Below are 25,038 nucleotides of genomic sequence, written 5' to 3' on the forward strand. Positions count from 1 at the left end.
GTTCCCCTCCCGCTTGCGGGAGGGGTTAGGGGAGGGCGCGACGTACGTACTGGCGTCCGGCCCGTGAGGCACGCCCCTCCCCCGACCCCTCCCGAGCGGGAGGGGAGAAGTCAGATCCGCGTCATCGACAACGCCTTCTCGCCATACCGCGGCCCGGCAGTCCCACCCCGAGGCGCGGCCGCATCCAGCTTAGTCAGATCGTCCGCCGACAGCGTCACCTCCGCGGCCTTCATGCTGTCCTCCAGCGTAACCCGGCGCTTCGACCCCGGGATCGGCACGATATCGTCGCCCTGCGCCAGCAACCACGCGAGCGCCACCTGCGCCGGCGAGGCGCCATGAGCATCGGCGATCGACTTCACCACCGCGACCATCTCCATGTTCTTGGCGAAATTCTCTTCCGAATAGCGCGGGTCATTACGCCGATAATCGCCCTCCGGCAGATCTGACCGAGCGGTAATCTGCCCAGTCAGGAAGCCCCGCCCGAGCGGCGAATACGGCACGAACCCGATTCCCAGCTCGCGACACAGCGGCAGGATCTCGTCCTCCACATCGCGCTCCCACAGCGAATACTCACTCTGCAACGCTGCGATCGGATGCGTCGCCGCAGCCCGCCGGATCGTGTCGAGCCCAGCCTCCGACAGCCCGAGATGCCGCACCTTGCCCTCGCGTACGAGGTCAGCCATTGCGCCGACAGTATCCTCGATAGGCACGCCCGGATCGACGCGGTGCTGGTACAACAGGTCGATCGTCTCGACCCCCAGCCGCTTCAGCGATCCCTCGCAAGCCCGCCGCACGTTGGCCGGCGTGGAATCAACCCCCGTCATCCCGTTCTCGTCATAGCGAAAGCCGAATTTGGTTGCGATCACGACGCCATCGCGCTTGCCGCGGATCGCCTTGCCGATCAGTTCCTCGTTGACCAGCGGGCCATAGATCTCGGCGGTGTCGAACAGCGTCACGCCAAGCTCGATCGCGCGGTGGATCGTCGCGACACTCTCGTCGGCGTTCGCCTCGCCGTACATGCCCTTGCCGATGCCGGCCATCGGCATGCAGCCGAGACCCAGCGCGGAAACCTCGAAATCAGGGCCGAGCGTGCGATACTTCATGCGGAATCTCCTGAGCACCGTTCCCGTGATCGAACCGCGCTGAAACGGAGATGGTGACGGCGGTGTCCATCGTCACGTTGCCGACGGTACGAAACAGGTCGGGCACGGTCTCTACCGCGATGAACAGCCCCAGAGCCTCGATCGGCACCCCCATCGCGATCGCGACCGGCGCGACCGAGGCGATGAAGCTGACCGTACCCGGTAGCGAGACCGACCCCATCGTCGTAATCGCCGCGGTCGCAATCCCTGCGGCGAGTTGCCCCGGCCCGATCGGCACGCCGACCAGATGCGCGACGTAGAGCGCGACCGCGAGGTTCATCGCCGGACTCGTCGCACGAAAGACGGCAACCGCAAGCGGGAGCACGATCCCCGCGGTGGCGGGCGAAGCCCCCAGCTCGACCGAGCCCTTCAGCATCGCCGGCAGCGAGGCGAGTGACGACTGCGTGCTGATCGCCACCGCCTGCGCGGGCGCGACCGTGCGCGCAAAGCGCCCGAACCGCACGCGTCCGCCGATCATCCCGACCGGATACGCCGCGATCAGCACGACCACGCCGATCGCCGATACGCAGACGATGTAGTGCACCAGCGCACCGAACGCCGCGGTGCCGGTCCGCGCGCCGACCCCGTAGGCGAGCGCGAAGATGCCGATCGGCGCGAGCTTCAACACCCAGCCGATCACGATCAGCAGGGCGTCGACCACCGCCTGGAAAAACCCGGTCAGGATACTGCGCTGCGCTTCGGGCAATTGCGTGACCGCGAACGCGAACGCCAGCGCGAACACGGTCAGCGGCAGGAACGCGTCCCCCGCCGCCGCCGCGACGACGTTGGTCGGCACGATCGTATCGAAGAACGCACCGATCCCCGGCACCGACCCGATCGGCGCGCTCGTCGTCAGCGCGGTGCGGAGTGCGGTCGCAAGTCCAGCGGGCAACGGCCACGCTTCGAGCAGCAAGGGCGTCACCAGTGCGGACATGATCGTCACTGCCCACAGGATCGCGACCATCATGACCAGCGCGCGGATCGTGATCCGTCCCGCGCGTGCCGCCTCGGCCGTCGCGCCGATTCCCGTGACGAGCAGCGAGACGATCAACGGCACGATCACCATCTGCAGCCCGTGCAGCCACGCCGAGCCGATCGGCTGCGTCACCGCGGTGACCGCGATCGCCTGTGACGGCGCGAGTGCGGCGGCGAGGATGCCGATCGCGATGCCGCCGATGAGGGCGATCAGGATCCGTGTAGCCTGCGACATGCTCGCCCTTCGTGGTTTACCGCGCTATCAACGGTGCAAACCCCGATACCGGACGGAAAGCACGTGTGATGGCAAGGAAATATTTCGGCACCGATGGCATTCGTGGCGCCACCAACGTCTCGCCGATGACCGCAGAGATGGCGATGAAGGTCGGCATGGCCGCCGGCGCCTACTTCCTGCGCGGCGATCACCGCCACCGCGTCGTGATCGGCAAGGATACGCGGTTGTCCGGCTATATGCTTGAATCCGCACTGGTCGCGGGCTTCACCAGCGTCGGCATGGACGTCGTCATGGTCGGGCCGATGCCGACGCCCGCGGTCGCGATGCTCACCCATTCGATGCGCGCCGATATCGGTGTCATGATCTCCGCTAGCCATAACGCCTACGCGGACAACGGCATCAAGCTGTTCGGTCCAGACGGCTACAAGCTGTCGGACGAAGCGGAGGAAGCGATCGAGGCGCTGATCGACGGCGACATCCCGCTCGTACCGTCGAGCCAGATCGGCCGCGCGCGCCGCATCGACGATGCGCAGGGTCGCTACATCCATTTCGCCAAGTCGACCTTCCCCGAGAATCTCCGCCTCGACGGAATGCGGGTCGTGATCGATTGCGCGAACGGCGCCGCCTACAAGGTCGCACCGTCGGCGCTGTGGGAACTCGGCGCGGACGTCGTCGCGATCGGCGTCACCCCCAACGGTACCAACATCAACGACGGCGTGGGCTCGACCGCCCCGCAGACGCTCGCCGAGACGGTGGTCGCGAGCGGCGCGGACATCGGCATCGCGCTCGACGGCGACGCGGACCGGTTGATCGTCGTCGATGAGACCGGCACCATCGTCGACGGCGACCAGCTGATGGCGACGATCGCGGCAAGCTGGGCGCGGCAGGGGCGGCTTGCGGGCGGCGGCCTCGTCGCGACGGTGATGTCGAACCTGGGCCTGGAGCGCCACCTCGCGGCACAGGGCCTCGGCCTTGTCCGGACCAAGGTCGGCGACCGCCACGTGCTCGAGAAAATGCGCTCGAGCGGCTACAATGTCGGCGGCGAGCAGTCGGGCCACATCATCCTGTCCGACTATGCGACGACCGGCGACGGGTTGGTCGCAGCGCTGCAGATCCTGGCGGAGGTCAAGCGTTCGGGCGCATTGGCGAGCGAAGTGCTGCACCGGTTCGAGCCGCTGCCGCAGTTGCTGAAGAACGTCCGTTTCGCCGGTGGCAAACCACTCGATGACGAAGCCGTAAAGGCGGTGATCGCGCAGGCCGAGGCCGAGCTCGTCGGCAACGGACGCCTGGTCATCCGTCCATCGGGCACCGAACCGGTGATCCGCGTGATGGCGGAAGGCGACGACCCGGCACAAGTCGAGCGTGTCGTCGACCGCATCTGCGACGCCGTCCGGAAGGCTGCCGCCTGATGCTCGAGATGCGCCCCACCTGCGAACGCTGCACCACCGACCTTCCCGCCGACGCGCCGGGAGCGTTCATCTGCTCGTTCGAATGCACCTTCTGCGCGGAATGCGCCGATGCACTCGACGAGCGCTGCCCGAACTGCGGCGGCGAATTGCTCGACCGTCCGACGAGATTGGGTGAGGCGCCACCGCAAAAGCCGGCAGCGGGCAGGCGGCACTAGGCGCCGTTCGGGCAAGCACCACCTAACCACTTCTACCACCCCGGCGAAGGCCGGGGCCCAATTGGGAAGGCCGAAGTAACGGAACGCAAACCTCAGTCAGCAACCTCCCCCAACTGGGCCCCGGCCTCCGCCGGGGTGGTGAAGAGAGGCACACCCCTGTCCTACATCCGACCGATCATGCCATAGCCGATCCCATGACCGCCAACCGCGCCAACCCCAGTCCGGCATCCCCAGTCCAACCCCGCCTCAGGCAAAGTGCAGACCCGCGCCAGCGTCTGCACTTCGTGCACTTCGCCCCGATCTGGGACACTTTATGACAGCGCGGGTTCTCATAATAGCCGGCTCCGACTCCGGCGGCGGCGCAGGAATCCAGGCGGATATCAAGACGGTAACCATGCTCGGAGGCCACGCAATGACGGCCGTTACCGCGATCACTGCACAGAACACGCTCGGCGTGCAGGCGGTCCACCAGATCCCCACCGACATCGTCCTCGCGCAGATAGACTCCGTCGTCTCGGACATTGGTGTGGATGCGATAAAGATCGGCATGATCGGCTCCGCTGACACCGCCAACGCCGTCGCTGCATATCTAGGGCGTCTTTCCCCCCTCCCTGAAAGGGAGGGGCCGGGGGTGGGTAGGCCGCTGGGTGAGCGCGACATGAGCCCCAAGCCAACCCACCCCCAACCCCTCCCTTCCAGGGCGGGGAGCAGACTCCCCATCATCTTCGACCCGGTGATGATCGCCACCTCCGGCTCCGTCCTTGCAAACAGCGACACCATAGCCGCCTTCACTCGCCTCATGCGGGTCGCCACGCTCGTAACCCCCAACCTCCCTGAACTGGCAGCCCTCGGCGGCGAGCAAGCCATCCGCGCCTTAGGCCCGGCCGTTCTCATAAAAGGCGGCCACGCCGAAGGCCCCTCCGTCACCGACCGCCTCGTCACCAACGCCAGCGAAACCCACTGGACCAATCCCCGCATCGAAACCCGCCACGCGCACGGCACCGGCTGCACGCTCGCCAGCGGTATCGCCACCGGGCTCGCCCAAGGCCTGCCGCTCGACGCCGCAATCGAGCGCGCCATCGCGTTCGTCCGCGCCGCGCTTGCCAACGCACCGGGGCTAGGCGCAGGCCACGGCCCGATGGGCCACGCACTCGGCACCAGCCCGTTCGACCAGTTGAAAGACCGCCAATGCCCGGCATGAAACACGAAAAGCTCTGCGTCGGTCCCGTAGCCGGCGTTGACGAGGCCGGCCGCGGTCCGCTCGCGGGGCCGGTCGTAGCCGCCGCCGTGATCCTGCCGGCAAAAGGCGTTCCCCGCGGTATCGACGATTCGAAAAAACTCTCCGCCTCCGAGCGCGAGAGGCTCTGCGCCCGCCTCAAAGGCTGTGCGATCGTCGGCATCGGCATCGTCCAGCCGGACGAAATCGACACGCTCAACATCTACTGGGCAACGATGAAGGCGATGACGCTCGCAGTCGACGCGCTGGCGGTCGAACTCGGCCAAGCCCCCGGCCACGTCTTGGTCGACGGCAACCGTTTACCCCGCTGGACCTACCCCGCCACGCCGTTGGTCGGCGGCGATGCGAAATCGCTGTCGATCGCCGCCGCCTCGATCGTCGCCAAGCACACACGCGACCTCATCATGATCGCCGCCGCCGACGTGCATCCCGAATATAACTGGCATTCGAACAAGGGTTACGGCTGCGCGCACCACATGAAGGCGCTCCGCGATCACGGCCCCACGCCGATTCACCGCCGCAGTTTCGCGCCCGTCGCCGCCGCCTATCTGGCGCACGAGGGACTTTTCGCACAGGAAACGACGAGCTGAGTCTTTCGCGCCACACCCCAAGGGCTTGAGCCGCGAGTCTCCCACGACTCAACATCTGGGCAACGGCGACTCGATTGGTCGCAGCGACGGAATCGCACCGAAACGCCGTTAACGAATGTTTGCTTGACGGAGTCGGACAATTCCGCCGCTATGGGCGTCGATAAGGGGCGGAAAACATGGGTTTGATCGACACGATCGCACGGCCGCGTGCGAAGAAGGCAGTGGAGCCGGCGGTTCAAGCCGTCCTTCCGCTCGACCAGATCCTGCGCGGCGACTGCATCGAGCACATGAAGGCGCTCCCGTCGAACTCGATCGACATGATCTTTGCAGACCCGCCCTACAACCTTCAGCTCGGCGGCGAACTCTACCGCCCCGACGGCAGCCATGTCGACGCGGTCACCGACGACTGGGACAAGTTCGACACCTTCGCCGCCTATGACCGCTTCACCCGCGCCTGGCTCAAGGAAGCCCGCCGCATCCTCAAGGACGACGGCGCGCTCTGGGTCATCGGCAGCTACCACAACATCTTCCGCGTCGGCGCCGCCGTGCAGGATCTCGGCTACTGGATCCTCAACGACATCGTCTGGCGCAAGACCAACCCGATGCCCAACTTCCGCGGCACGCGCTTCACCAACGCGCACGAGACGCTAATCTGGGCGTCGAAGGGCGAGAAGGCCAAATACCACTTCAACTACCGCGCGATGAAGACGCTCAACGACGAGCTCCAGATGCGCAGCGACTGGGAATTCCCGACCTGCGGCGGCGGCGAGCGGCTGAAGAAGAACGGCACCAAGGTCCACCCGACGCAGAAGCCGGAGGCGCTGCTGTACCGCATCCTGCTGGCGTGCACGAAGCCCGGCGACGTCGTGCTCGACCCGTTCTTCGGTACCGGCACCACCGGTGCAGTCGCCAAGCGCCTCGGTCGCAGCTGGATCGGCATCGACCGCGAGGGCGATTACATCGAGGCTGCGCAAGAGCGGATCGAGGCGGCATTGCCGCTCGACGAATCGGCACTCGCGACGATGATGAGTCCGCGCACGCAGCCCAAGGTCGCGTTCGGCGTGTTGGTCGAGAACGCGTATCTCGCCCCGGGCGCGGTGCTGACCGACTCGAAGCGGCGGTGGCGTGCCACCATCCGCGCCGACGGCTCGCTGCTCAGCGACTGCGGCACGATCGGCTCGATCCACAAGCTCGGCTCGACGCTCCAGAACGCCCCTGCCTGCAACGGCTGGAGCTTCTGGCATTACGAAACCGACAAGGGGTTGAAGCCGATCGACGACCTCCGCCAGACGTATCTGCTGGCGAACACGATCTGACTTTTGCTCCCCTCCCGGGAAGGGAGGGGCTGGGGGTGGGTTGGCGGCCTGGCGGGCGATACGTAAACCAATCGGCAGACCCACCCCCGACCCCTCCTTTCCAGGGAGGGGAGCAGGAGAACGATCATCCACCTCCGCCCCGTCCAGTTCGTCGACACCCCGATCGGCTACGAAGACAACAGCGTCGCGCACCTGGCGGGCGGCCTGCAGTGGTTCGCCGCCTACGAAGTGATCGAAGGCCGCACCCGCCGCACGATCCCCGTCGCCGAAGTCGCCACGCTGGGCGACCGCGCCGCACACCTCCACGCCGCCATAACCAGCCCCCGCGCGCCCCTCCAGCTTGGCGAACGCACACTCCGTTTCGACCAGCCGATCATCGCCGGCATCCTCAACGTCACCTCCGACAGCTTCTCCGACGGCGGCAAGCATGTCGATGACCCCGCCGCCGCCGCGGCCGCAGGCATCGACATGGCCGCAGCCGGCGCGACGCTGATCGACGTCGGCGGCGAATCGACCCGCCCCGGCGCGCCCGCGGTGTGGGAAGGCGACGAGATCGCGCGCCTCGTCCCCGTCGTCGAACGCCTCGCGCGCGCCGGTGCGATCGTCTCGGTCGACACGCGCAAGGCTGCGGTCATGGAGGCGACGCTCGCTGCCGGCGCGCACATCGTCAACGACGTCGCCGCGCTTCTCTGGGACGACCGCGCGCTGGACGTGGTCGCGAACAACGGCTGCCCGGTCGTCCTGATGCACTCGCCCGACCCGAAAAAGGGCGGCCACGGCGACGGCGGTTACGCCAACGTCCTCACCGACGTGTTCGACTGGCTCGAAACCCGCATCGCCGCCGTCGTCGCAGCCGGCGTCGACGCCACGCGGATCATCGTCGATCCCGGTATCGGCTTCGGCAAGACGCTCGCCGAGAACCTCGCGCTGCTCAATGGCCTCGCAATCTTCCATGGCCTCGGCTGCCCGATCATGCTCGGCGCGAGCCGCAAACGTCTGATCGGCGCTCTCTCGAACGAAGCGCCGGTCGACCAGCGCCTCGCTGGTTCGCTCGCGCTGGCACTCAAGGGCGCCGAGGCCGGCGTCCAAATCCTGCGCGTCCACGACGTCGCAGAAACGGTGCAGGCGGTAAAGATCTGGCGCGGTCTGCGCGATCAGTCGCTCGCTGGCGGCTAAGCGGGGCGGCTGATCGTCGCTGCATTGCAGCGAAACGTGTCTTCGCGCATTAAACGCCCAGTAAACAAGGGAGCTTTCGTTTGATCGTCACCGCAACACCACGCCTCAGTCAAATCTTGAGCGAGGTCTGGCGGCCGCTGTTGGGCCTTTTCGTCTGGGACGTCGTCGTCACGATCACCTATTATGTCCTGCCGTTTCATGCGCCGGCTCTGCCTCTGACGCTGTTCGGTACCGCGCTGGCGCTGTTCCTCGGCTTCCGCGACAACTCCGCGTATCAGCGCTGGTGGGAAAGCCGCGGGCTGTGGGGCCTGATGATCAACGCCTCGCGCAATTTGGCGCGAATGGCGCGCAACATGCTGCCAGAGCCCGAGGGCCACGATATGAAGCGGACGATCGTCCTCCGCCAGATCGCGTATGTGAACGCGTTGCGCTGTCAGTTGCGCAAGCAGCCCGCACCGCCCGAAGTGTTGCGCTTCCTGTCGAAGGAAGAGGCGTCGTTCGCTCTCGATCGCACCAATATCGCCAACGGCCTGCTCGACGGCACCGGCCGCCGAATCGACATCGCGCGCCGCAACGGCTGGATCGACACCATCCAGCAGACGCAGTTCGAGGCGATCCTCGTCGATATCGCCAACGCACAGGGTGGCATGGAGCGTATCAAGAACACGCCGCTGCCAAACCAGTACCGGTTCTTCCCCAGCATCTTCACGCGGCTGTTCTGCATCCTGCTGCCGATCGGTCTGGTCGAGACGCTCGGGTTTGCGACGCCGATCGGTTCGACGATCGCCGGGTTGATGTTTCTCGCCGTGCTGCAGATCGGTGACGATCTGGTCGACCCGTTCGCGGACACGATTCACGATGTCCCGTTGAACGCAATGTGCCGAACGATCGAGATCGACCTGCTCCAGGCGATCGGCGACGAGGCACCGGAGCCGTTGCAGCCGGTCCGTGGCGTGTTGTGGTAGGAAAGACAAAGGTCGGCGCTATTGAGCGTCGACCTCCTCTACAGAACGGCAGTCCCACTGGGCGCGTTGAAGAAAATTAAGGCTGGATCACGTAAAGTCCGTTCTGGACAGTCGTAGATCGAAACACACGGCCGACCTCAGTGCGTGACCCCGTGGGTGTTCCCGGGACGATCCGCCCTGGCGCCGCTATTCGAGAGCTATCCTGTAGTCGGACAGAGATCGAACGGTCTCGCCGGTGAATCTTCGGACAGCCGAATGCAAAGCCATCGGCCGTAGATCGTTCTTCGCCAGTAAAAACCAGTTCAGCTCAAATACCCGACGGGTCCGGGGCGGTGTCCGTTTCGGTCGCCGTTTGTGGCGTTGGCATGACGACCGGCGCTGGTTGCGGCTGTCCCGCCTGGCCGATCAGTGCCGTGCTCTCGATCAGGTCGAGCGCTTGGCGGGCAACGACGTAGCGCCGCGCCGCGTCGATCCAGTTGCCGGCTTGGGCGGCGCCCGGGAGGCGGGCGACTTCGGCGCGGGCTGCCTCGACTTGACCGGCACCAAGCAGTCGCCGTGCGCGCGCGAGGCGGTCGGCGGGCATCGGCGACGGCGTTCCCGCCTTGCGCAGCACTATCAGTGAGTCGATCTGATGCTGGATCGTGTCGAGCCAATTCTCACCGGTTGAACTCGTGATGTCCGGCGCTATCGCATCGAGGCCCTGGCGCAGGTCCTCTAGCGTCACTGGCTGGCGCGCGGCCTGGATCAGCAGCATCGTCGCGCGCGGCTGGGCCTGGCCGAACCGCAGGCGCAATTGCTCCTCCAGATACCCAAGGCCGACCCCGCGATCGAGTGCCCGCCGCGCGGCGAAGGCCACGAGCAGGCCTTCCGCCCGCGTCGCCTGCCCACCGGCCGCGGCGGCGTCGGTGGTGATCGCTGCGGTGCGCGCCTCGAGCGCGGTCAGCTGGCCCGCCAACGTCGCCTCACGCGTTGCCAGCACGGCGGTGTCGACCGGCGCGGCCGCCTGGGGCTGGCCATCCGGACCGAGCGGTTGCGACGGGATATACCCGGAATTGCTCGCGCCGGCTTTCTGGCCTGCGACGGGTGCGCCAGCGGTGGTCGAGGCCGTGGCGCCGAACCAGGGCAGCTTCCTCGCGGCATAGGCCATCAGCGCCAGTCCGGCGATGAACGCAAGCGCGGTGAGGGCAATGATGACGCCCATTCTGGGTCCGCGTGCCCGTGGGCGATCGGTCGGCACGTAGTCGCTCATGGCGTGCTTATCCCCGCCATCCACCGGATGGTCAATCGCGCGTATGTTCGCACGTGCAGCAGCGAGTGCTACGAGTGCCGGATCGCTCGGTTGCGGGGCGATCGAGACGGTCGCCCAGCCGGTTCCGGCCGCTTCGGCGACGGCGGCGCTGATCGCGGCGATCTCGATTCCGGATCGGGCAATGTCCGCCGTATCGAGCATATCCTTCAACCGAGCCGCGGCGCGTTCGGAGTGCAGCAGCACGACGGTATCGGCGAACGACTGCGCCACCGTAGCGTCGATCGGCACATCATTGCTCGCGTAGACCGTAATGGCCTCGATCCCGTCGCCGGTCGGGGCACGATCGCGCCCGGCCAAATGCAGCAGTCGCGCGAAACCGCGATCGCGCGCATCGGAAACGGCATCGCGGGCATCGCCCGACCCGGTCACCGCGACCGCAAAACCCGCGTCGCTCGCGGCCGCGGCAGTCGCAGCGCCGACGGCCACCACCGGCAGGCGCTTCAACGCGTCCAGTCCTGCACCGCCATGCCGCACCGCGTTCGCGCTGGTCAGCAACAGTCCGTCGAACCCCGCCGGATCCGGTACGCTCCAGTCGACCGGCGTGACGGCGAACAGCGGAACCTGCCGTACGTCCAGCCCGAGCGCCCGCAGCGCCGCCGCGGTCCGCGCATTGCCGGGCTCCGGCCGCACGACGACGAGGGCGTGGGGCGACGTCACGCCGCGAACAACCGGCGGACGCTGGCCGGCGCGCGCGTGAGAAGGTCGACCGCCAGCATCGTGCCCAGGTCTTCGCCCGCGCCGCCCTCGATCGATCCGGCGACGTCGCACGTCCCGTCCTCGGCGATCAATTCGGCGCGCAACGTCAGCGTCTCCCCCGCCAGCGCCGCGAGCGCCGCGACCGGAGAGTGGCAGTCCGCCCCGAGCCGGGCGAGCAACGCGCGCTCGGTCAGCACGCACAGGCTGGTGTCGGCATGGTCGATCGCGGCGACGATCGCATGCGCGGCACTGCCGTCGAGAACCTCGATCCCGACCGCGCCCTGCGCCGGCGCGGGCAGCATGATGTCGGTCGGGATCGCGTGGCCGTCATCGCGCCCGAGCCGATCGAGCCCCGCGGCGGCGAGCAGCGTGGCGTCCATCTCGCCGCTCGCCACTCGGCCGAGCCGCGTGTCGACGTTGCCGCGGATCAGCACGATCTCGAGGTCGGGCCGCAGTCGCAGCATCTGCGCGCGGCGTCGCGGCGAACTCGTGCCGACGACGGCGCCCGGGCGCAGGTCGGCGAAGGTCTCCGCACCGATCAGCCGATCACGCACGTCGGCGCGCGGCAGCATCGCGGCGATCCTCAGCGTGTGCGGCCGGATCGTCTCGACGTCCTTCATCGAATGCACCGCGCAGTCGATGTCGCCGTCGTGCAGCGCGCGGTCGAGTTCCCTGGTCCACAGCGCCTTGCCGCCGATCTCGGCGAGCGCGCGATCCTGCACGCGGTCGCCGGTGGTACGGATCACGACCGTCTCGACCTTGTCCGCCGACCAGCCATGTGCCGCGCACAGGGCATCGCGGACCAGGCCTGCCTGGGTGAGCGCCAGCGGCGAACCGCGCGTACCGAGCCGAAAAACTGTCATCCTGCGTGCCATGCAGAAAGGGGCCCCCTTCGACAAGCTTCACGCAGGCCTATACAGACACGCGATGATCATTCTCGGCATCGAATCCTCCTGCGACGAAACCGCCGCCGCGCTCGTCACCGGCGACCGGCAGGTCCTCGCGCACCGGCTGCTCGGGCAGGAAGCGGCGCACGCTCCGTTCGGCGGCGTCGTCCCCGAAATCGCCGCGCGCGCGCATGTCGAGGCGCTGGAGCCGCTGATCGTGGCGGCGCTGGCCAACGCGAAGCTGACGCTGGCGGATGTCGATGCGATCGCCGCGACCGCGGGGCCGGGGCTGATCGGCGGAGTGATGGTCGGGCTCGTCACCGGCAAGGCGCTCGCGCACGCGGCGGGGAAGCCGTTGATCGCGGTCAACCATCTCGAAGGCCACGCGCTCTCGCCGCGGCTGTCGGATCCGGACCTGGAGTTCCCATACCTGCTGCTGCTCGTGTCGGGCGGACATTGCCAGTTGCTGCTGGTCGAGGGCGTCGGCGCGTATCGGCGCCTTGCCACGACGATCGACGATGCGGCGGGCGAGGCATTCGACAAGACCGCCAAGCTGCTCGGCCTCGGCTTCCCCGGTGGCCCTGCCGTCGAACGCGCCGCGGCGTTGGGAAATCCCAAGGCCGTCCCCCTGCCGCGCCCGCTGAAAGGTTCGGCCGAGCCGCATTTCTCGTTCGCCGGCCTGAAGAGCGCGGTCGCGCGCGTCGTCGGCCAGTATTCGCCCGAGGATATCGCCGCCTCGTTCCAGGCGGCGGTGGTGGACTGCCTGATCGACCGCACGACCAAGGCGCTGCGGACATCGCATGGCGCCACCGCGCTCGTCGTCGCGGGCGGGGTCGCTGCCAACACGGCGGTTCGCACCGCGTTGCAGGGTCTTGCCAGCGCGCGCGGGCTCCGCTTCGTCGCGCCGCCCTTGTGGCTGTGCACCGACAACGCCGCGATGATTGGCTGGGCAGGAGCGGAGCGATTCGCCGCCGGCCTTACCGATCCGCTCGATGTCGCCGCGCGTCCCCGCTGGCCGCTCGATCCGAATGCCGAAGCGGTGCGTGGCGCAGGGGTCAAGGCATGAAAATTGGCGTCATCGGTGGCGGCGCGTGGGGCACGGCACTTGCGCAGGTCTCGGCCTATGGTGGTCGCGAGGTGATCCTGTGGGCACGCGAGGGCGCCGTGGTCGAGTCGATCAACACCGCCCATGAGAACACGCTGTTCCTCGGCGGCGTCGCGCTGTCAGCGACGATTCGCGCGACCGACGACCTCGCCGCGCTCGCGGACATGGATGCGATCCTCGTCGTTGCGCCCGCCCAGCACGTCGGCAGCGTCCTCGCCGCCGCCCCGATCGGCCGCATTCCGCTCGTGCTCTGCGCGAAGGGGATCGAGGCGGGCAGCAAGCGGCTCGTTGGCGAAGTCGCGCGCGCGGTGCACCCGGATGCGCCGATCGCGGTGCTCTCGGGGCCGACCTTCGCGCATGAGGTCGCCGCCGGGTTGCCGACCGCGGTGACGCTGGCCTGCGAGGATGCCGAGCTCGGCGAACGGCTCGCTACACGCCTCGCGGCCCGCCATTTCCGCACCTACGCCTCGACCGACGTCGCGGGTGCGGAGATCGGTGGCGCGGTGAAGAACGTGCTCGCGATCGGTTGCGGCGTGGTCGAGGGGGCAGGGCTCGGCCAGAACGCGCGCGCCGCCTTGATCGCGCGCGGGTTCGCCGAGATGACGCGGTTCGGCCTGGCACGCGGCGCGCGCGCGGAGACGCTGGCGGGGCTTTCGGGGCTGGGCGATCTCGTGCTCACCTGCTCCTCGACGAGTTCGCGCAACTTCTCGCTGGGTGTCGGCCTCGGGCGCGGCGAGTCGGCGGCGACATTGCTGGCGGACCGCCGGACCGTCGCGGAAGGCGCCTTCACCGCGCCCGTCCTGCGCGAAGCGGCGCGCGACGCGCGCGTCGACATGCCGATCACCGAAGCCGTCTGCCGTCTGCTGGAGGGCGCGCCAGTGAGCGACGTCATCGGCGACCTGCTCGCTCGGCCGCTGAAGGGCGAGGCGGGCTGACGACGCGCGACCAATCCGCGAATGGGCTTGCCTCGTTCGCGGATTGTTCTATTTCCGGCGCATGCTCGACATGCCGCCGGACTCCTGCATCGACAAACCTGGATCGCCTCCCGATGCGGTAATGTGCGCCGCCGACGTGGCGCGCGGCGTGATCCGGATGTTGCTGCGCCACGACCTCACCGCGATGACCGAAGTGCCGCTAGACGGGGGCCGCCGCGCCGACCTGATGGCGGTGGACGCGCGTGGCCAGATCGTGATTGTCGAGATCAAGGTGTCGCGCGCCGATCTGCTAGGCGACGGAAAGTGGCCGGATTATCTCGGGCATTGCGACCGGTATTTCTGGGCGGTCCCGGCCGGGTTCGACGTTGGGCCCTTGAACGGGCCCGCGTTCCTGCCCGAGCGTACTGGGGTCATCGTGGCGGACCGCTATGATGCGGCAATCGTGCGGGAGGCGCACACCGTGCCCCTTCCGGCGCATGTGCGGAAACGGTGTACGCTCGCGTTCGCCCGGCGCGCGGCGCGGCGGCTGATCGCGCAGATGGACCCGGACGCCGACGGGTTGGCGTTCTAGAGGAACCTTGTGAACTTCCCCCCTCCCTGGAAGGGAGGGGTCGGGGGTGGGTCGGTTTCCGTATCATGCAACCGTCGCGTCACAAGCTGGCCGACCCACCCCCAGCCCCTCCCTTCCAGGGAGGGGGGCGCGTAGCGGTTTGGGCTGTGGGCGGCCATGATAGCTGCCTAGAACTTCGGGCCCGACACGGCCTTCCGCACCTTCTTCGGCGCGTCTTCCAGCAGCTTGCTCACGATCGGGTTGCGTCCATCCTGCTTGGCATAGGCGCGCGCGGACATGCCGGCGATGATGTCCGCCTGGTCGGGATCGGCGTTCTCGGCAAGCAGCACCCGGATCATCCCCACGTCGCGGCGCTGCACCGCGCGGATCAGCGGTGTCTCACCCGCCGAATTGGCGAGGTTCGGGTTCGCCCCCGCCGCGGTCAGGATCGGGATCATGTTCGTCTGGCCAAGCGTCACCGCGAGCAGCAAGGGCGTATTACCCTTGCCGTCGCGCAGGTTCGCGTCCGCACCCTTTTGCAGCAGGAAGCGCAGATACACCTCGTCGCCGCGCTTGATGACGATGTGGAGCGCCCCCTCTCCGCTGGTCACGTCGCGCGTGTTGATGATGTTGCTGCCGGGTTTGCCGAGCATCTCCAGCACCTCGTTGTTCTTCGCATCGCGCACTGCGGACAGGAACTTGTACCCCTCCGACTGGCCTTGCGCGAACGCGGGCGCCGCGACGCAGGCGAGCGCAGGCGTCAGGAGGGTAGCGGCGAGCATCAGGCGGATACGCATCGAGAGACTTCCTTGGTTCGTCCTGGATATAGGGTGACGCTTGCGCCGCAGTAGCGAACAGATCAAGGCTGGCGGCACCATGAGACTCCGTTTCCTCCTCTGCACGCTCGCACTGCCCGGCTTGGCGCTGTCGGCGTGCAACTCGTCCCAGCCCCCCGCCAAGCCGCCGCTCGAAGGCGCCCGGATCGGCGGCGCCTTCACGCTGACCGACCAGAACGGGAAGACCGTCACCGAACAGGCGTTCGCCGGCAAATACCGGATCATGTATTTCGGCTACACCTTCTGTCCCGATGTGTGTCCGACGGATGTCCAGGCGATCGGCGCCGCGGTGAAAAAGCTCGAAGCGAGCGACCCTGCGCTTGCCGCGAAGATCGTGCCGGTGTTCGTGACCGTCGACCCGGCGCGCGATACCCCTGCGGTACTCAAGCAGTTCGTCTCCGCCTTCCACCCGCGGATGGTCGGCCTCACCGGCACCGACGCGCAGATCGCCAAGATCAAGACAGAGTATGCGGTGTATTCGAGCAAGGGCGACGCGTCGCCGGGTGGCGGCTACCTCGTAAACCACTCGCGCCAGGCCTATCTGATGGACCCGGACGGCAAGCCCCTCGCTTTGCTGCCGCAGGAACAAGGGCCCGACGCAGTGGTGACGGAAATCAAGCGCTGGGCTCGATGAGCGCGCGCTTCTGGGAAGATACGCCGATCGACCAGCTCGATCGCGGCCAGTGGGAAGCCCTGTGCGACGGCTGTGGCAAATGCTGCATCCACAAGCTCGAGGACGAGGATACGGGCGAGCTCGTCGCGACCAACGTCTCGTGCCGCCTGCTCGACCGGCGCAGCGGGCAATGCTCCGACTACCGCCACCGCCACGCTTATGTCCCCGAGTGCGTGCGGCTGACGACCGGCAACGTCCGCGGGATCGACTGGCTGCCCTCGACCTGCGCCTACCGCCTGCGCGCTGCCGGCGAGCAGTTGCCCGAGTGGCATTACCTCGTCTGCGGCGACCGCGAAGCCGTCCACCGCGCCAAGCAATCGGTGCGCGGCTGGACGATCAGCGAGGACGAGGCCGGCGAGCTCGAATATCATGTGATCGACCGCGAGCTCTGACCCGGTGACAGCCCGATGATCGAGGGCCTGGAGATCGTCCGTCACCCGCGCGCACGCCGCGCGCGTCTGTCGATCGATCCCGCGAGTGGCCGGGCAAGGCTCGTCCTTCCCAAGCGTGCAGCGTTGAAGCAGGCGCTGGCGTGGGCGGAAGACAAGGCGGACTGGGTCGCCGAACAGCGCGCGCTACTCCCCCAGCCACGCCCGTTCGTGCCCGGTGCGATCCTCACCGTCGCCGACGAGCCGCTGACGATCGAGTGGACGCCGGGCAGCCGTCGAACCGTGGTGCGTGAAGGCTCGGTCCTGTCGCTGTCAGGCCCCCCCGAAACGATCGCGCGCCGCGTCGAGGCTTGGCTCAAGCGCACCGCACTCGCCGTGCTGGAAACCGAAACCGCCGAATACGCCGCCAAGGCCAAGGTCAGCATAGCGCAGGTCGCGGTCGGCGATGCCAAGGGCCGCTGGGGAAGCTGCGCGTCGAGCGGCATCATCCGCTACAGCTGGCGGCTGATCCTCGCGCCAAGCTGGGTGCGTCGCGCCACGGTCGCGCACGAAGTCGCGCACCGTGTCCACATGAACCACGCGCCGGTCTTCCACGCGCTCGTGGAGCAACTCTACGGCGAAGACCCTACACCCGCGCGCGTCTGGCTACGTACGCACGGTGCGGGCCTTCACTGGTTAGGGCGCTCTTCCTGATCGCTCTGGAAGCGCTGCGTCTGAACCTGATCGCGCGGCACGTCGCGTTGGAGCGGTTGCCGCCCAGCCGGTGACGGCTCACGACGTTCACGCCCGGTGACCCGGTCGATCCAATCCTGGTTCATCTGCTGTGGAGGCGGAGCAGGTGCCACCTCGGGCTGATCCGCATCGGGCCGCGGGATCGTGTCGCCGGTCTGCGCATCGGTCGGGACCGGCGGCTGGCCCTGCTCGATCGGATTGCCATCCGCGTCGACCGCCATCTGGCCGTTGTCGGGCTGCCCGAAATAGCTCTCCTCGTCTGGCTCGAGCTGCCACTCGGGCAACGTGACCTTCGTATCGAACTGCTCGATCGGGCGATTGGCCGTCGCGGGCTTCATGAACGCAGCCCAGGCCTTGGCAGGCGCGGTGCCGCCGTGCAGGCCGGCGATCGGCTTGGCATCATCGCGACCCATCCACACGCCTGTGGTGATTCCGCTGGAGAAGCCCAGGAACCAGCCGTCCTTCGATGCGGTGGTGGTGCCGGTCTTGCCCGCGACCGGTCGACCGATCTGCGCCGCGCGCCCGGTGCCGGTGTTGACCGCGGTCTGCAACAGGTCGGTCATCTCGGCGGCGACATAGGGCGCGACCAATACGTGGCTACGGTCGACTTCGTGCGTGTAGATCGTCTGGCCGTTGGCCGTGACGCGCGTGATCCCGTACGGCGTCACCGCCACACCCTTGTTGGCGACCGACGCAAACGCGCGTGTCATGTCGATCACGCGAACCTCCGACGTGCCCAGCACCATCGACGGATGCACGTTGACCGGCGTGGTGATCCCGAACCGCCGTGCCATGTCGGCGACAGTGTTGAAGCCGACCTCCTGGCCCAGCTTGGCGGCGACGGTGTTCAGCGAATAGGCGAATGCGGTCCGCAACGACACCGCGCCGGAGTTGCGGCGGGAATCGTTGCGTGGGCTCCAGCCGTTGATCGTGACGGGTTCGTCGACGATCGAGTCCTCAGGCTTGTGGCCAGCCTCGAGCGCGGCGAGATACACGAACAGCTTGAACGACGAGCCCGGCTGGCGGACCGCCTGCGTCGCGCGGTTGTAGATCGAGGAGACGTAGTCCTTGCCGCCGACCATCGCGCGCACTTCGCCGCCACGATCGAGCGCGACCAGCGCGCCTTGTGCGCCGGGTGGGGCATTGGCGCGGATCGCGTCGTCCGCCTGGCGCTGCATCGTCAGGTCGAGCGTCGTCCAGACTTCGAGCGGTTCGGTGGTCTCGTCGATCAGCGTATCGAGCTGCGGCAGTGCCCAGTCGGTGAAGTACCGCACGCTGTTCTGCTTCGGCTCGGGCGCCAGTTTCAGCCCCGAGACATCGGCATCGGCAGCCTCGGACGCGGTGATCGCGCCGGTTTCCTGCATCGTCTCCAGCACGACACCGGCGCGGCCCATCGCGGCCTCGGCATCGGCGGTCGGCGAGTAATTCGACGGCGCCTTGACGAGCCCCGCGATGACCGCAGCCTCGGCAAGGCTCAGGTGATCCGCACCGTGGCCGAAGAATTTCCGGCTTGCGGCGTCGATCCCGTAGGCACCGCCACCGTAGTAAACCTTGTTCAGATACAGTTCGAGAATTTGGTCCTTGCTGAACTTCCATTCGAGCGCGAACGCCAGGATGCCCTCGCGGAATTTACGCCCGAACTTCTTCTGGTTGTTGAGGAAGACGGTCCGCGCGAGCTGCTGCGTGATCGTCGACCCCCCTTGCGTCCAGTGACCGCGATCGAACCGCACCTTCACGGAGCGCGCGATGCCGACCGGATCGATGCCGAGATGCGAGCGGAAGCGGCGATCCTCGACCGAGACGGTCGCGTCGCGCATCACCTTGGGGATCTGGCCGTAAGGCAGCCACTCGCCGAAGCTCGGCCCCATCGACACGATCACGGTGCCGTCGGCGGCATGGACGCGGATCATCTGGCCGTTGGGCGACGACTTCAGGCTGTCGAAACTGGGCAGCTGCGACATCGCGATATACACCGCGATCGCCAGCGCACCGAGCGCGAGGACGCCGATCCCGACCATGACCTGGAGAAAGACGACCAGCCGCCGCCGCCAGCGTGACGCCGGGGGAGTTGGGGACCGACGGGACGGGGGAGCAGAACGCGTACGAGCCATGTGGCCGCAGAATTACGCGCGATGGTCCCGCCCTACAAGCGACATCAGGCCGCGACGTTCGCTTTGCGCGGTCGGAATTCGAGCGAGAGCGAGTTCATGCAATAACGCTGCCCGGTCGGCGGCGGACCGTCCGGGAAGACGTGCCCCATATGGCTGTCGCAGCGCGCGCACCGCGTCTCGATGCGGGTCATGCCGTGGCTGCGATCGGCGTGATCGGTGACCGCGTCGGGGCCGATCGGCTGGGTGAAGCTGGGCCAGCCCGACCCGGAATCATACTTGTCCGCGCTGTCGAACAGTTCGTTGCTGCACGCTGCACACCGGTAGATCCCATCGGCCTTGTTGTCGGTCAGAACGCCGGCGAAGGCGCGCTCGGTGCCGCCCTCGCGCAGCACATGATATTGTTCGGCGGTTAGCCGCTTGCGCCATTCGGCCTCGGAAAGATTGAGCTGGTCCATGGACATGCATCTCGTGCTGGCGGGGCGGCCTTCAAGATTGCCCCAATCTGGTTACGTTGGCGATGACCTGGATCAGTGTGGGGCGCAGGAAAGGGAGCAGCCACGCGGCGCGTTCGCTCTCGGCGATGTGGCGGACGATGCCGGCGATGCCGATCGGGCGAGCGAGGCGGCGGGCGAAGTCCTCCTGCCATGACGCTGCGGCGGCGGGGCCACCTTTGTCATAGGCGCGGGCGGCCGCGACTCCGCTGGCGAGCGCGATGCCCATGCCTTCGCCGGCGAGCGAGGGGATCACGCCGGCCTGGTCGCCGAGCCGGAAGAGCGCGTCGGTACCGGTGCGTTGGCGCCAGCCGTAAGGGACGTTGGCGATCGCATCGATCTGTGCGCTGGGGTCGATCAGCGCGACCCATTCGCCGAGTGCGGGCATCTCTCGGCCGAGGGCTTCGAACAATTGCGCAGGGGAACCTGCCCCCTGAAGCCGCGAACGATGGACCGCCATGCAGAGGTTCGCGGTGCCGTCCTCCTGCATCGCGAGACCGGCATAGCCGCGGTCGAACAGGTGAAGCTCGATGCCGCCCGCGAGCGCTTTGCTAAGCGCAGCCGAAGGCGTGATCCGAACGCGGATCCCCAGCGTTGGGTCGAGGCCGCGTGCCTCCTCGGCGCGCGCCATCCCGCGAACGTCGTGCTTGCCGCTGGCCAGAAACAGCGCATCGGCCGCGATTGTCGCGCCGTCCGCAAGTCGTGCGCTCGTCGCGTCGATCTCGCGCACGGTGACACCGCGCTCGACCGGCGTACCCAGCCGTTCGGCCTCTGCCAGCAGCACGGTATCGAGCCGGTGGCGCGTCACCGAGACCGCGGGATGGGGCAGGGCGGCTTCGGCGCGGCGATTGCCCGCAAAAATGCGCGCGCGCGTCACCCGCTCGAGGTTCAACGTGTCCGGGTCGATCCCGAGCCCGGCCAGCGTCTCCAGCGTCCGCCAGCTCAAGAACCCGCCGCAGATCGCATCGCCGGTCTCACGCGATCGCTCGACGAGCAGATGCGGCAAGCCGGTACGCGCCAGCCCGATAGCCGTCGCGGCCCCGGCCAGCCCGCCGCCGACGATCAGCGCAGGCGTTCGACGCATAACCGAAACGGAAAGACGCGGCGGACCTTCGCCTCGGTGATGCCCGCCTCGGCGAGCAGCGGCGGCCATTCGTCGGGACAATAGCTGCGCGCGATCGACAGCGTCCCGTCGTGCCGAACGATCGGGTGCCAGCGAGCTATCGTCGCAAGCACGGGAAAACCCCAATGCGCGAAGCCGTGGCGGTGGAGGTCGTTGACGAACCACCCCGCGCTCGCATGTCCTTCCATGAACCGCAGGAATGCGATCAGCTGGTCGTGGCTCATATGATGCGCGACTAGGCTGCTGACGATCACGTCCCACGGCTCATGCGCAAGGTCAGCATAGTCGCCGGTCACATAGCGGATCGCCCCGCCATGCGCCCGTGCCGCTTGCTCACTTCGCGGGTTGAGGTCGACCCCGACCAGTTCCGCCTTGATACCCTTCGCCTTCGCCCAACGCGCGATCCGCCGCAGCATGTCGCCATCGCCGAACCCCACGTCGAGCAGCCGAAAACTCTTCCGCCCCGCGGTCGCACGCGCAAGGAAGTCGAGCGTCGGCCGGCGCGCCATCGTCACCGTGTTGACCGTGGCGAGATCGCCGACAACGTCGGCATAGGTCGCCGCATCGAGGTCGTCGGCGTCCATCAGCTCTTCGGCCTGGCTGCGGACCGCGAGGCTCATGCCGCGCTCCGGAATCCGAAGCCCTCCGCCGCGAGACCAGGACCGAACGCGAGTGCCACGCCGTGCTCGACGGGCGGCCCGGCGAGCAATCGCTCGAACACGAACATCAACGTCGCCGACGACATGTTGCCGTTGTCCGCAAGCACCTGCCGCGATGCCGCCAGTGCCTCGGGCTTCAGGTGCATCGCATGCTCGACCGCATCCAGGATCGACCGCCCACCGGCATGGACCGCCCAACCGTCGATCGATTCGGGTGGCTGTCCAGCGCTCACGATCGCACGAAACGCCTCGTCGGACAGCGCGGCGGCGATACGCCCGGGCACCTCCCCCGACAAATGCATCGCAAAGCCGGCATCGGTCACGTCCCATCGGATCAGCTGCTCGCTATCCGGCAGCGACGCGGCGAACGGTGCTTCGAGCGCGAACCCGGTCGCATCCGCCGTCACCAGCGCCGCCGCGGCGCCATCGCCGAACTGCAGCATCGCCAGCAGTGCCTCGATGTCGTTGGCCGGTTGCAGGTGCAGCGTGGAAAGTTCGACCGTCACCACCAGCACGCGCGCGCGGGGCTCGGAGCGAACGATATGCCGCGCACTCCGCAACGCGACGACCGCCGCGTAACACCCCATGAAACCGATCAGCAGCCGCTCGACGCTCGATGAAAGGCCCAGACGACGCGCGATGATCTGGTCGATCCCCGGCGCGACGAACCCGGTACAGCTCGCCACGACGAGGTGTGTGATGCCCTCGACCGCAACCTTCGCGCGCAACGCCTCGATCGCGCGGATCGCGAGTTCGGGCGCGTGCTCCGCGTACAGCGTCATTCGTGCGGCCGTCCCCGGATGCGGCTCGGCGGCGTAGAAGCCGGCATCGTCGACCGGTGAGCCACCGTCCGCGGTCGGCGGCAATACCGACCAGCGGTGGCCGATGCCCGATCGCGACGCCATTCGGTCGAACACGCGCTCGGCACGGGCATCGACCCGCGATCGCGCCCAGGCGATGAACGCCGCGTGGATATCGTGACCGGGAACGGCGGACCCTACGGCATTGATATAAGCGGACACGATACCCTTTCCTGCGATCGACGCCCAACGCATGGCACGTTCGATCGGACTATGGGACGCACGCGATATCTGTTCGTCGCAAATCGGTTTCGCGTCTGAAGCGATATGTTGGCCGTGAAGCATCCTCAACGCCAACTTGCGCGTTGTTCTGAACATAGCGGTTCGTGGTTCTCATCCAAACCCAAAACGGACTGCTAGGTAACTTATAAGACCCATAACGATTTGATTAATATAAAATAAGTTTGAATATCATACCTAGATATAGTTCTATTTGTTGACGTGCGTTTTCGCATTTAACAAATCGGCAGGACGGCGCTGAAGTTTTGGCGTTTAGTTCGAGGGGCGGGGTGTCTCAGCCTTTATCTGGGGTGGTCGAGGATTGACGTGCGATAGCAGCGACAGGTTGCGTGCATGGCGGTTCCGATCGAGGGTCGATGGTAACGGGTCGATGGCAATGGGGAGCCTTTGGTGAAAAACGAAACCGTCGTGGAATTGATCAAGGATCTGACTGCAAAATTGTCGGCCGTTGCCGAAGAATTCAACGGACGCGTCGCCAAGGCCGCGGAACCGGTGCCGGCGGGGAACGAACCGAACGATGCTGCGCTCGTCGAACATGCGAATGCGGTGCTCGAGCAACGGCGATTGCGGCGGAAGTTCCTGCCTGGCGAACTGTTCCACGAACCGGCTTGGGACATGCTCCTGGCGCTTTTCGCATCGCGCGACGACCGTATGCCGATGAACATCAAGGCGCTGGTCAGCATGTCCGACGCGCCCGTCACCACGTCGCAACGCTGGATCGAGCATCTCCACAAATTGAAGCTGATCGACCGCGTTACCGACCCGACCGACCGGCGGCGCGTCGAGATATCGCTGAGCTATACCGGCGACCAGCAGATGAAGGCCTATCTGCGCGCGCTTCTTCGCGGCTAACTCGATCACTACGCCTGTCACGGCCGGCCATGACGCGTCTTCTCGAGGGACGTCGTCTGGCCGGCCCTTTTGCGTCTGGACGGTATCTGCATAAATAAAGCCACTACGGTTCTGGATTTCTCAACAATAGAACGGTAATGACGAAAGATACCGTTTTGCTATGTGATGTAACGACCGTTCATCTGAAAACGGATGTTGTCACATTAACTATCATAGTTTGGCTTTATGATCCCATTATGATTTCGTAGTATTTGATTAAGTGGCTTCGGACAATTTGTTCCCGATCGAAGGGAAGAAAATTGATTCGTCTGATGTCACAGCATGGAGGAAAGAGCGGGCGGTTTCGACGCGCTGCGGCACCTTGCCTGCTGTCCTGCATACTGAGCGCGGGATTGCCGCAGCCGTTGCTTGCCCAGACGCCAGCGACAGTGACGCCGATCGGCACGCCAGCGGGTACGCCGATCGTCAATACCGCCGGCCTGCGGTACGATGCCGATGGTACGGCGCAGTCGACCAGTTCGAACACCGTGACGATCATCGTCGCCGAGCGGCTCGACGTGGCGCTGGTCCGCGACGGCCGGGGCGCGGTCGTCGTCACCGCGCAGCCGGTCGCCATTCCCTTCACGCTGACCAATCTCGACAATGGTGCCGAGTCGTTCGTGCTAGCCGCCTCCGTATCGCCCGGCGCAGCCGTGTTGCGTACGCTGGTGATCGATACCGACGGCGATGGCCTCTACGATCCTGCCAAGGACGTCGCGCCGGTCGATGGCAAGACGCCGCTCCTGACACCTGGCCAGTCGATCAAGCTGCTCGCGATCCTGGTTGCCACGCCGGAGGGCGGCGCCACGAACGCCGTGCTGACCGTCACCGCGCGCTCGACGACGGGATCCGGCGCGACGGGCAACGTCTATCCCAGCGCGGGTGATGGCGGTGGCGATGCGGTGGTCGGACCGACCGGCGCGCTCGCCACCGTCTCGGTCCCGCTCGGTACCGCGCTCGCGGGCCCGGTGCTGCTCAAGAGCCAGTCGGTGCGCGCCGCCGACGGATCGCAGACCGCGGTGCGCGACGCGGTCATCACCTACACGCTGGAGGCGCGCTTCACCGATGCCGTCACCGGCGCGCGGATCGCCGACCCGATCCCCGTCGGCACGGTCTTCGTCCTCGGCAGCCTGTCTCTCGACGGTGCGCCGCTCAGCGATGGCGCCGACGACGACGCCGGGCGCTTCGACCCGAGCGCCGCGCAGGGTGCCGGCGTCACCGTCGCGCTCGGCCGGGTCGCCGCCGGGTCCAGCCATACCGTCCAGTTCAAAGCCAAGATTCAATGAGGAGC

Annotated in this window: 25 protein-coding genes; 15 read left to right on the forward strand and 10 right to left on the reverse strand. The window is 67.0% G+C overall.

The window, feature by feature from the left end:
* Positions 1-110 precede the first annotated feature (110 nt).
* Together C8J42_RS11480 and C8J42_RS11485 are read right to left on the reverse strand one after the other, a co-directional pair.
* Positions 111-1,103: an aldo/keto reductase gene (locus C8J42_RS11480; protein WP_133020160.1), complete on the reverse strand. Its 993-nt coding sequence runs from the start codon at positions 1,101-1,103 to the stop codon at positions 111-113.
* Positions 1,078-2,352, reverse strand: coding sequence for a cation:dicarboxylase symporter family transporter (locus C8J42_RS11485; protein WP_133020161.1), 1,275 nt, complete (start codon positions 2,350-2,352; stop codon positions 1,078-1,080). Before C8J42_RS11485 ends, C8J42_RS11480 begins: the two co-directional genes overlap by 26 nt.
* Before the next feature lie 68 nt (positions 2,353-2,420).
* On the opposite strand from C8J42_RS11485, the gene glmM reads away from it, so the two are divergent.
* The 7 genes from glmM (at position 2,421) to C8J42_RS11520 (ending at position 9,260) form a co-directional block, all read left to right on the forward strand.
* A complete protein-coding gene (gene glmM / locus C8J42_RS11490; RefSeq protein WP_133020456.1) occupies positions 2,421-3,761 on the forward strand; it encodes a phosphoglucosamine mutase in 1,341 nt (446 codons plus the stop codon).
* On the forward strand, positions 3,761-3,976 hold the full coding sequence (locus C8J42_RS11495) for a DUF1272 domain-containing protein (protein ID WP_120300812.1): 216 nt from the start codon (positions 3,761-3,763) through the stop codon (positions 3,974-3,976). The genes glmM and C8J42_RS11495 overlap by 1 nt, the downstream gene beginning before the upstream one ends.
* A gap of 313 nt (positions 3,977-4,289) precedes the next feature.
* Positions 4,290-5,177: a bifunctional hydroxymethylpyrimidine kinase/phosphomethylpyrimidine kinase gene (locus tag C8J42_RS11500; RefSeq protein ID WP_133020162.1), complete on the forward strand. Its 888-nt coding sequence runs from the start codon at positions 4,290-4,292 to the stop codon at positions 5,175-5,177.
* Positions 5,165-5,803, forward strand: a complete 639-nt coding sequence (locus C8J42_RS11505) for a ribonuclease HII (protein WP_133020163.1) — start codon at positions 5,165-5,167, stop codon at positions 5,801-5,803. The genes C8J42_RS11500 and C8J42_RS11505 overlap by 13 nt, the downstream gene beginning before the upstream one ends.
* 176 nt (positions 5,804-5,979) lie before the next feature.
* Positions 5,980-7,119, forward strand: a complete 1,140-nt coding sequence (locus C8J42_RS11510; RefSeq protein ID WP_133020164.1) for a site-specific DNA-methyltransferase — start codon at positions 5,980-5,982, stop codon at positions 7,117-7,119.
* Positions 7,120-7,245: 126 nt separating this feature from the next.
* Positions 7,246-8,295: a dihydropteroate synthase gene (gene folP / locus C8J42_RS11515; protein ID WP_133020165.1), complete on the forward strand. Its 1,050-nt coding sequence runs from the start codon at positions 7,246-7,248 to the stop codon at positions 8,293-8,295.
* 80 nt (positions 8,296-8,375) lie between these two features.
* The gene (locus C8J42_RS11520) at positions 8,376-9,260 is read left to right on the forward strand and encodes a bestrophin family ion channel (RefSeq protein ID WP_056064245.1); all 885 of its coding nucleotides are present in this window, start codon (positions 8,376-8,378) and stop codon (positions 9,258-9,260) included.
* A 307-nt stretch (positions 9,261-9,567) separates the two neighbouring features.
* Here C8J42_RS11520 and C8J42_RS20455 read toward each other — a convergent pair whose 3' ends face one another.
* Positions 9,568-11,226: a uroporphyrinogen-III synthase gene (locus C8J42_RS20455; protein ID WP_243644326.1), complete on the reverse strand. Its 1,659-nt coding sequence runs from the start codon at positions 11,224-11,226 to the stop codon at positions 9,568-9,570.
* Positions 11,223-12,128, reverse strand: a complete 906-nt coding sequence (gene hemC / locus C8J42_RS11530; RefSeq protein ID WP_133020166.1) for a hydroxymethylbilane synthase — start codon at positions 12,126-12,128, stop codon at positions 11,223-11,225. Before hemC ends, C8J42_RS20455 begins: the two co-directional genes overlap by 4 nt.
* Before the next feature lie 64 nt (positions 12,129-12,192).
* Here hemC and tsaD point away from each other — a divergent pair, with 64 nt between their 5' ends.
* From tsaD to C8J42_RS11545, 3 genes are all read left to right on the forward strand, one after another.
* Positions 12,193-13,218 carry a tRNA (adenosine(37)-N6)-threonylcarbamoyltransferase complex transferase subunit TsaD gene (gene tsaD, locus C8J42_RS11535; RefSeq protein WP_133020167.1) on the forward strand — a complete coding sequence of 342 codons (1,026 nt, stop codon included), beginning with the start codon at positions 12,193-12,195 and terminating at the stop codon, positions 13,216-13,218.
* Positions 13,215-14,192, forward strand: a complete 978-nt coding sequence (locus C8J42_RS11540) for an NAD(P)H-dependent glycerol-3-phosphate dehydrogenase (RefSeq protein ID WP_133020168.1) — start codon at positions 13,215-13,217, stop codon at positions 14,190-14,192. The genes tsaD and C8J42_RS11540 overlap by 4 nt, the downstream gene beginning before the upstream one ends.
* Before the next feature lie 61 nt (positions 14,193-14,253).
* Positions 14,254-14,763 carry an MmcB family DNA repair protein gene (locus tag C8J42_RS11545; RefSeq protein WP_133020169.1) on the forward strand — a complete coding sequence of 170 codons (510 nt, stop codon included), beginning with the start codon at positions 14,254-14,256 and terminating at the stop codon, positions 14,761-14,763.
* A 167-nt stretch (positions 14,764-14,930) separates the two neighbouring features.
* On the opposite strand, the gene C8J42_RS11550 is transcribed toward C8J42_RS11545, so the two are convergent.
* On the reverse strand, positions 14,931-15,539 hold the full coding sequence (locus tag C8J42_RS11550; RefSeq protein WP_243644328.1) for an ankyrin repeat domain-containing protein: 609 nt from the start codon (positions 15,537-15,539) through the stop codon (positions 14,931-14,933).
* 79 nt (positions 15,540-15,618) lie between these two features.
* Between C8J42_RS11550 and C8J42_RS11555 the strand changes: the two genes are divergently transcribed.
* Genes C8J42_RS11555 through C8J42_RS11565 form a run of 3 tightly spaced genes read left to right on the forward strand, consistent with a single transcriptional unit; the run spans position 15,619 to position 17,333 of the window.
* Complete coding sequence (locus C8J42_RS11555; protein ID WP_133020170.1) at positions 15,619-16,212, forward strand: SCO family protein; 594 nt, start codon at positions 15,619-15,621, stop codon at positions 16,210-16,212.
* The gene (locus tag C8J42_RS11560; protein ID WP_133020171.1) at positions 16,209-16,643 is read left to right on the forward strand and encodes a YcgN family cysteine cluster protein; all 435 of its coding nucleotides are present in this window, start codon (positions 16,209-16,211) and stop codon (positions 16,641-16,643) included. Before C8J42_RS11555 ends, C8J42_RS11560 begins: the two co-directional genes overlap by 4 nt.
* Positions 16,644-16,658: 15 nt before the next feature.
* Complete coding sequence (locus C8J42_RS11565) at positions 16,659-17,333, forward strand: SprT family zinc-dependent metalloprotease (protein WP_133020172.1); 675 nt, start codon at positions 16,659-16,661, stop codon at positions 17,331-17,333.
* On the opposite strand, the gene C8J42_RS11570 is transcribed toward C8J42_RS11565, so the two are convergent.
* From C8J42_RS11570 to C8J42_RS11590, 5 genes are read right to left on the reverse strand one after another with little or no spacing between them, the layout of a single operon-like run.
* The gene (locus tag C8J42_RS11570; RefSeq protein WP_133020173.1) at positions 17,309-19,483 is read right to left on the reverse strand and encodes a PBP1A family penicillin-binding protein; all 2,175 of its coding nucleotides are present in this window, start codon (positions 19,481-19,483) and stop codon (positions 17,309-17,311) included. The two genes, C8J42_RS11565 and C8J42_RS11570, sit on opposite strands and share 25 nt — an antisense overlap.
* Positions 19,484-19,527: 44 nt before the next feature.
* On the reverse strand, positions 19,528-19,938 hold the full coding sequence (gene msrB, locus C8J42_RS11575; protein ID WP_133020174.1) for a peptide-methionine (R)-S-oxide reductase MsrB: 411 nt from the start codon (positions 19,936-19,938) through the stop codon (positions 19,528-19,530).
* A 31-nt stretch (positions 19,939-19,969) separates the two neighbouring features.
* Positions 19,970-21,058 (reverse strand): FAD-dependent monooxygenase, encoded by a 1,089-nt coding sequence (locus C8J42_RS11580; RefSeq protein WP_133020175.1) that lies wholly within the window; start codon positions 21,056-21,058, stop codon positions 19,970-19,972.
* Positions 21,037-21,717, reverse strand: a complete 681-nt coding sequence (locus C8J42_RS11585) for a methyltransferase domain-containing protein (RefSeq protein ID WP_133020176.1) — start codon at positions 21,715-21,717, stop codon at positions 21,037-21,039. The genes C8J42_RS11580 and C8J42_RS11585 overlap by 22 nt, the downstream gene beginning before the upstream one ends.
* Positions 21,714-22,778: a type III polyketide synthase gene (locus C8J42_RS11590; protein ID WP_243644329.1), complete on the reverse strand. Its 1,065-nt coding sequence runs from the start codon at positions 22,776-22,778 to the stop codon at positions 21,714-21,716. The genes C8J42_RS11585 and C8J42_RS11590 overlap by 4 nt, the downstream gene beginning before the upstream one ends.
* 468 nt (positions 22,779-23,246) lie before the next feature.
* Here C8J42_RS11590 and C8J42_RS11595 point away from each other — a divergent pair, with 468 nt between their 5' ends.
* The gene (locus C8J42_RS11595) at positions 23,247-23,708 is read left to right on the forward strand and encodes a hypothetical protein (RefSeq protein ID WP_056064771.1); all 462 of its coding nucleotides are present in this window, start codon (positions 23,247-23,249) and stop codon (positions 23,706-23,708) included.
* 428 nt (positions 23,709-24,136) lie between these two features.
* Positions 24,137-25,033, forward strand: coding sequence for a hypothetical protein (locus C8J42_RS11600; protein ID WP_133020178.1), 897 nt, complete (start codon positions 24,137-24,139; stop codon positions 25,031-25,033).
* The last annotated feature ends 5 nt before the right edge of the window (positions 25,034-25,038 follow it).

It is taken from the genome of Sphingomonas sp. PP-CE-1A-559 (assembly GCF_004340965.1).
In the GTDB taxonomy this organism is placed as follows: domain Bacteria; phylum Pseudomonadota; class Alphaproteobacteria; order Sphingomonadales; family Sphingomonadaceae; genus Sphingomonas.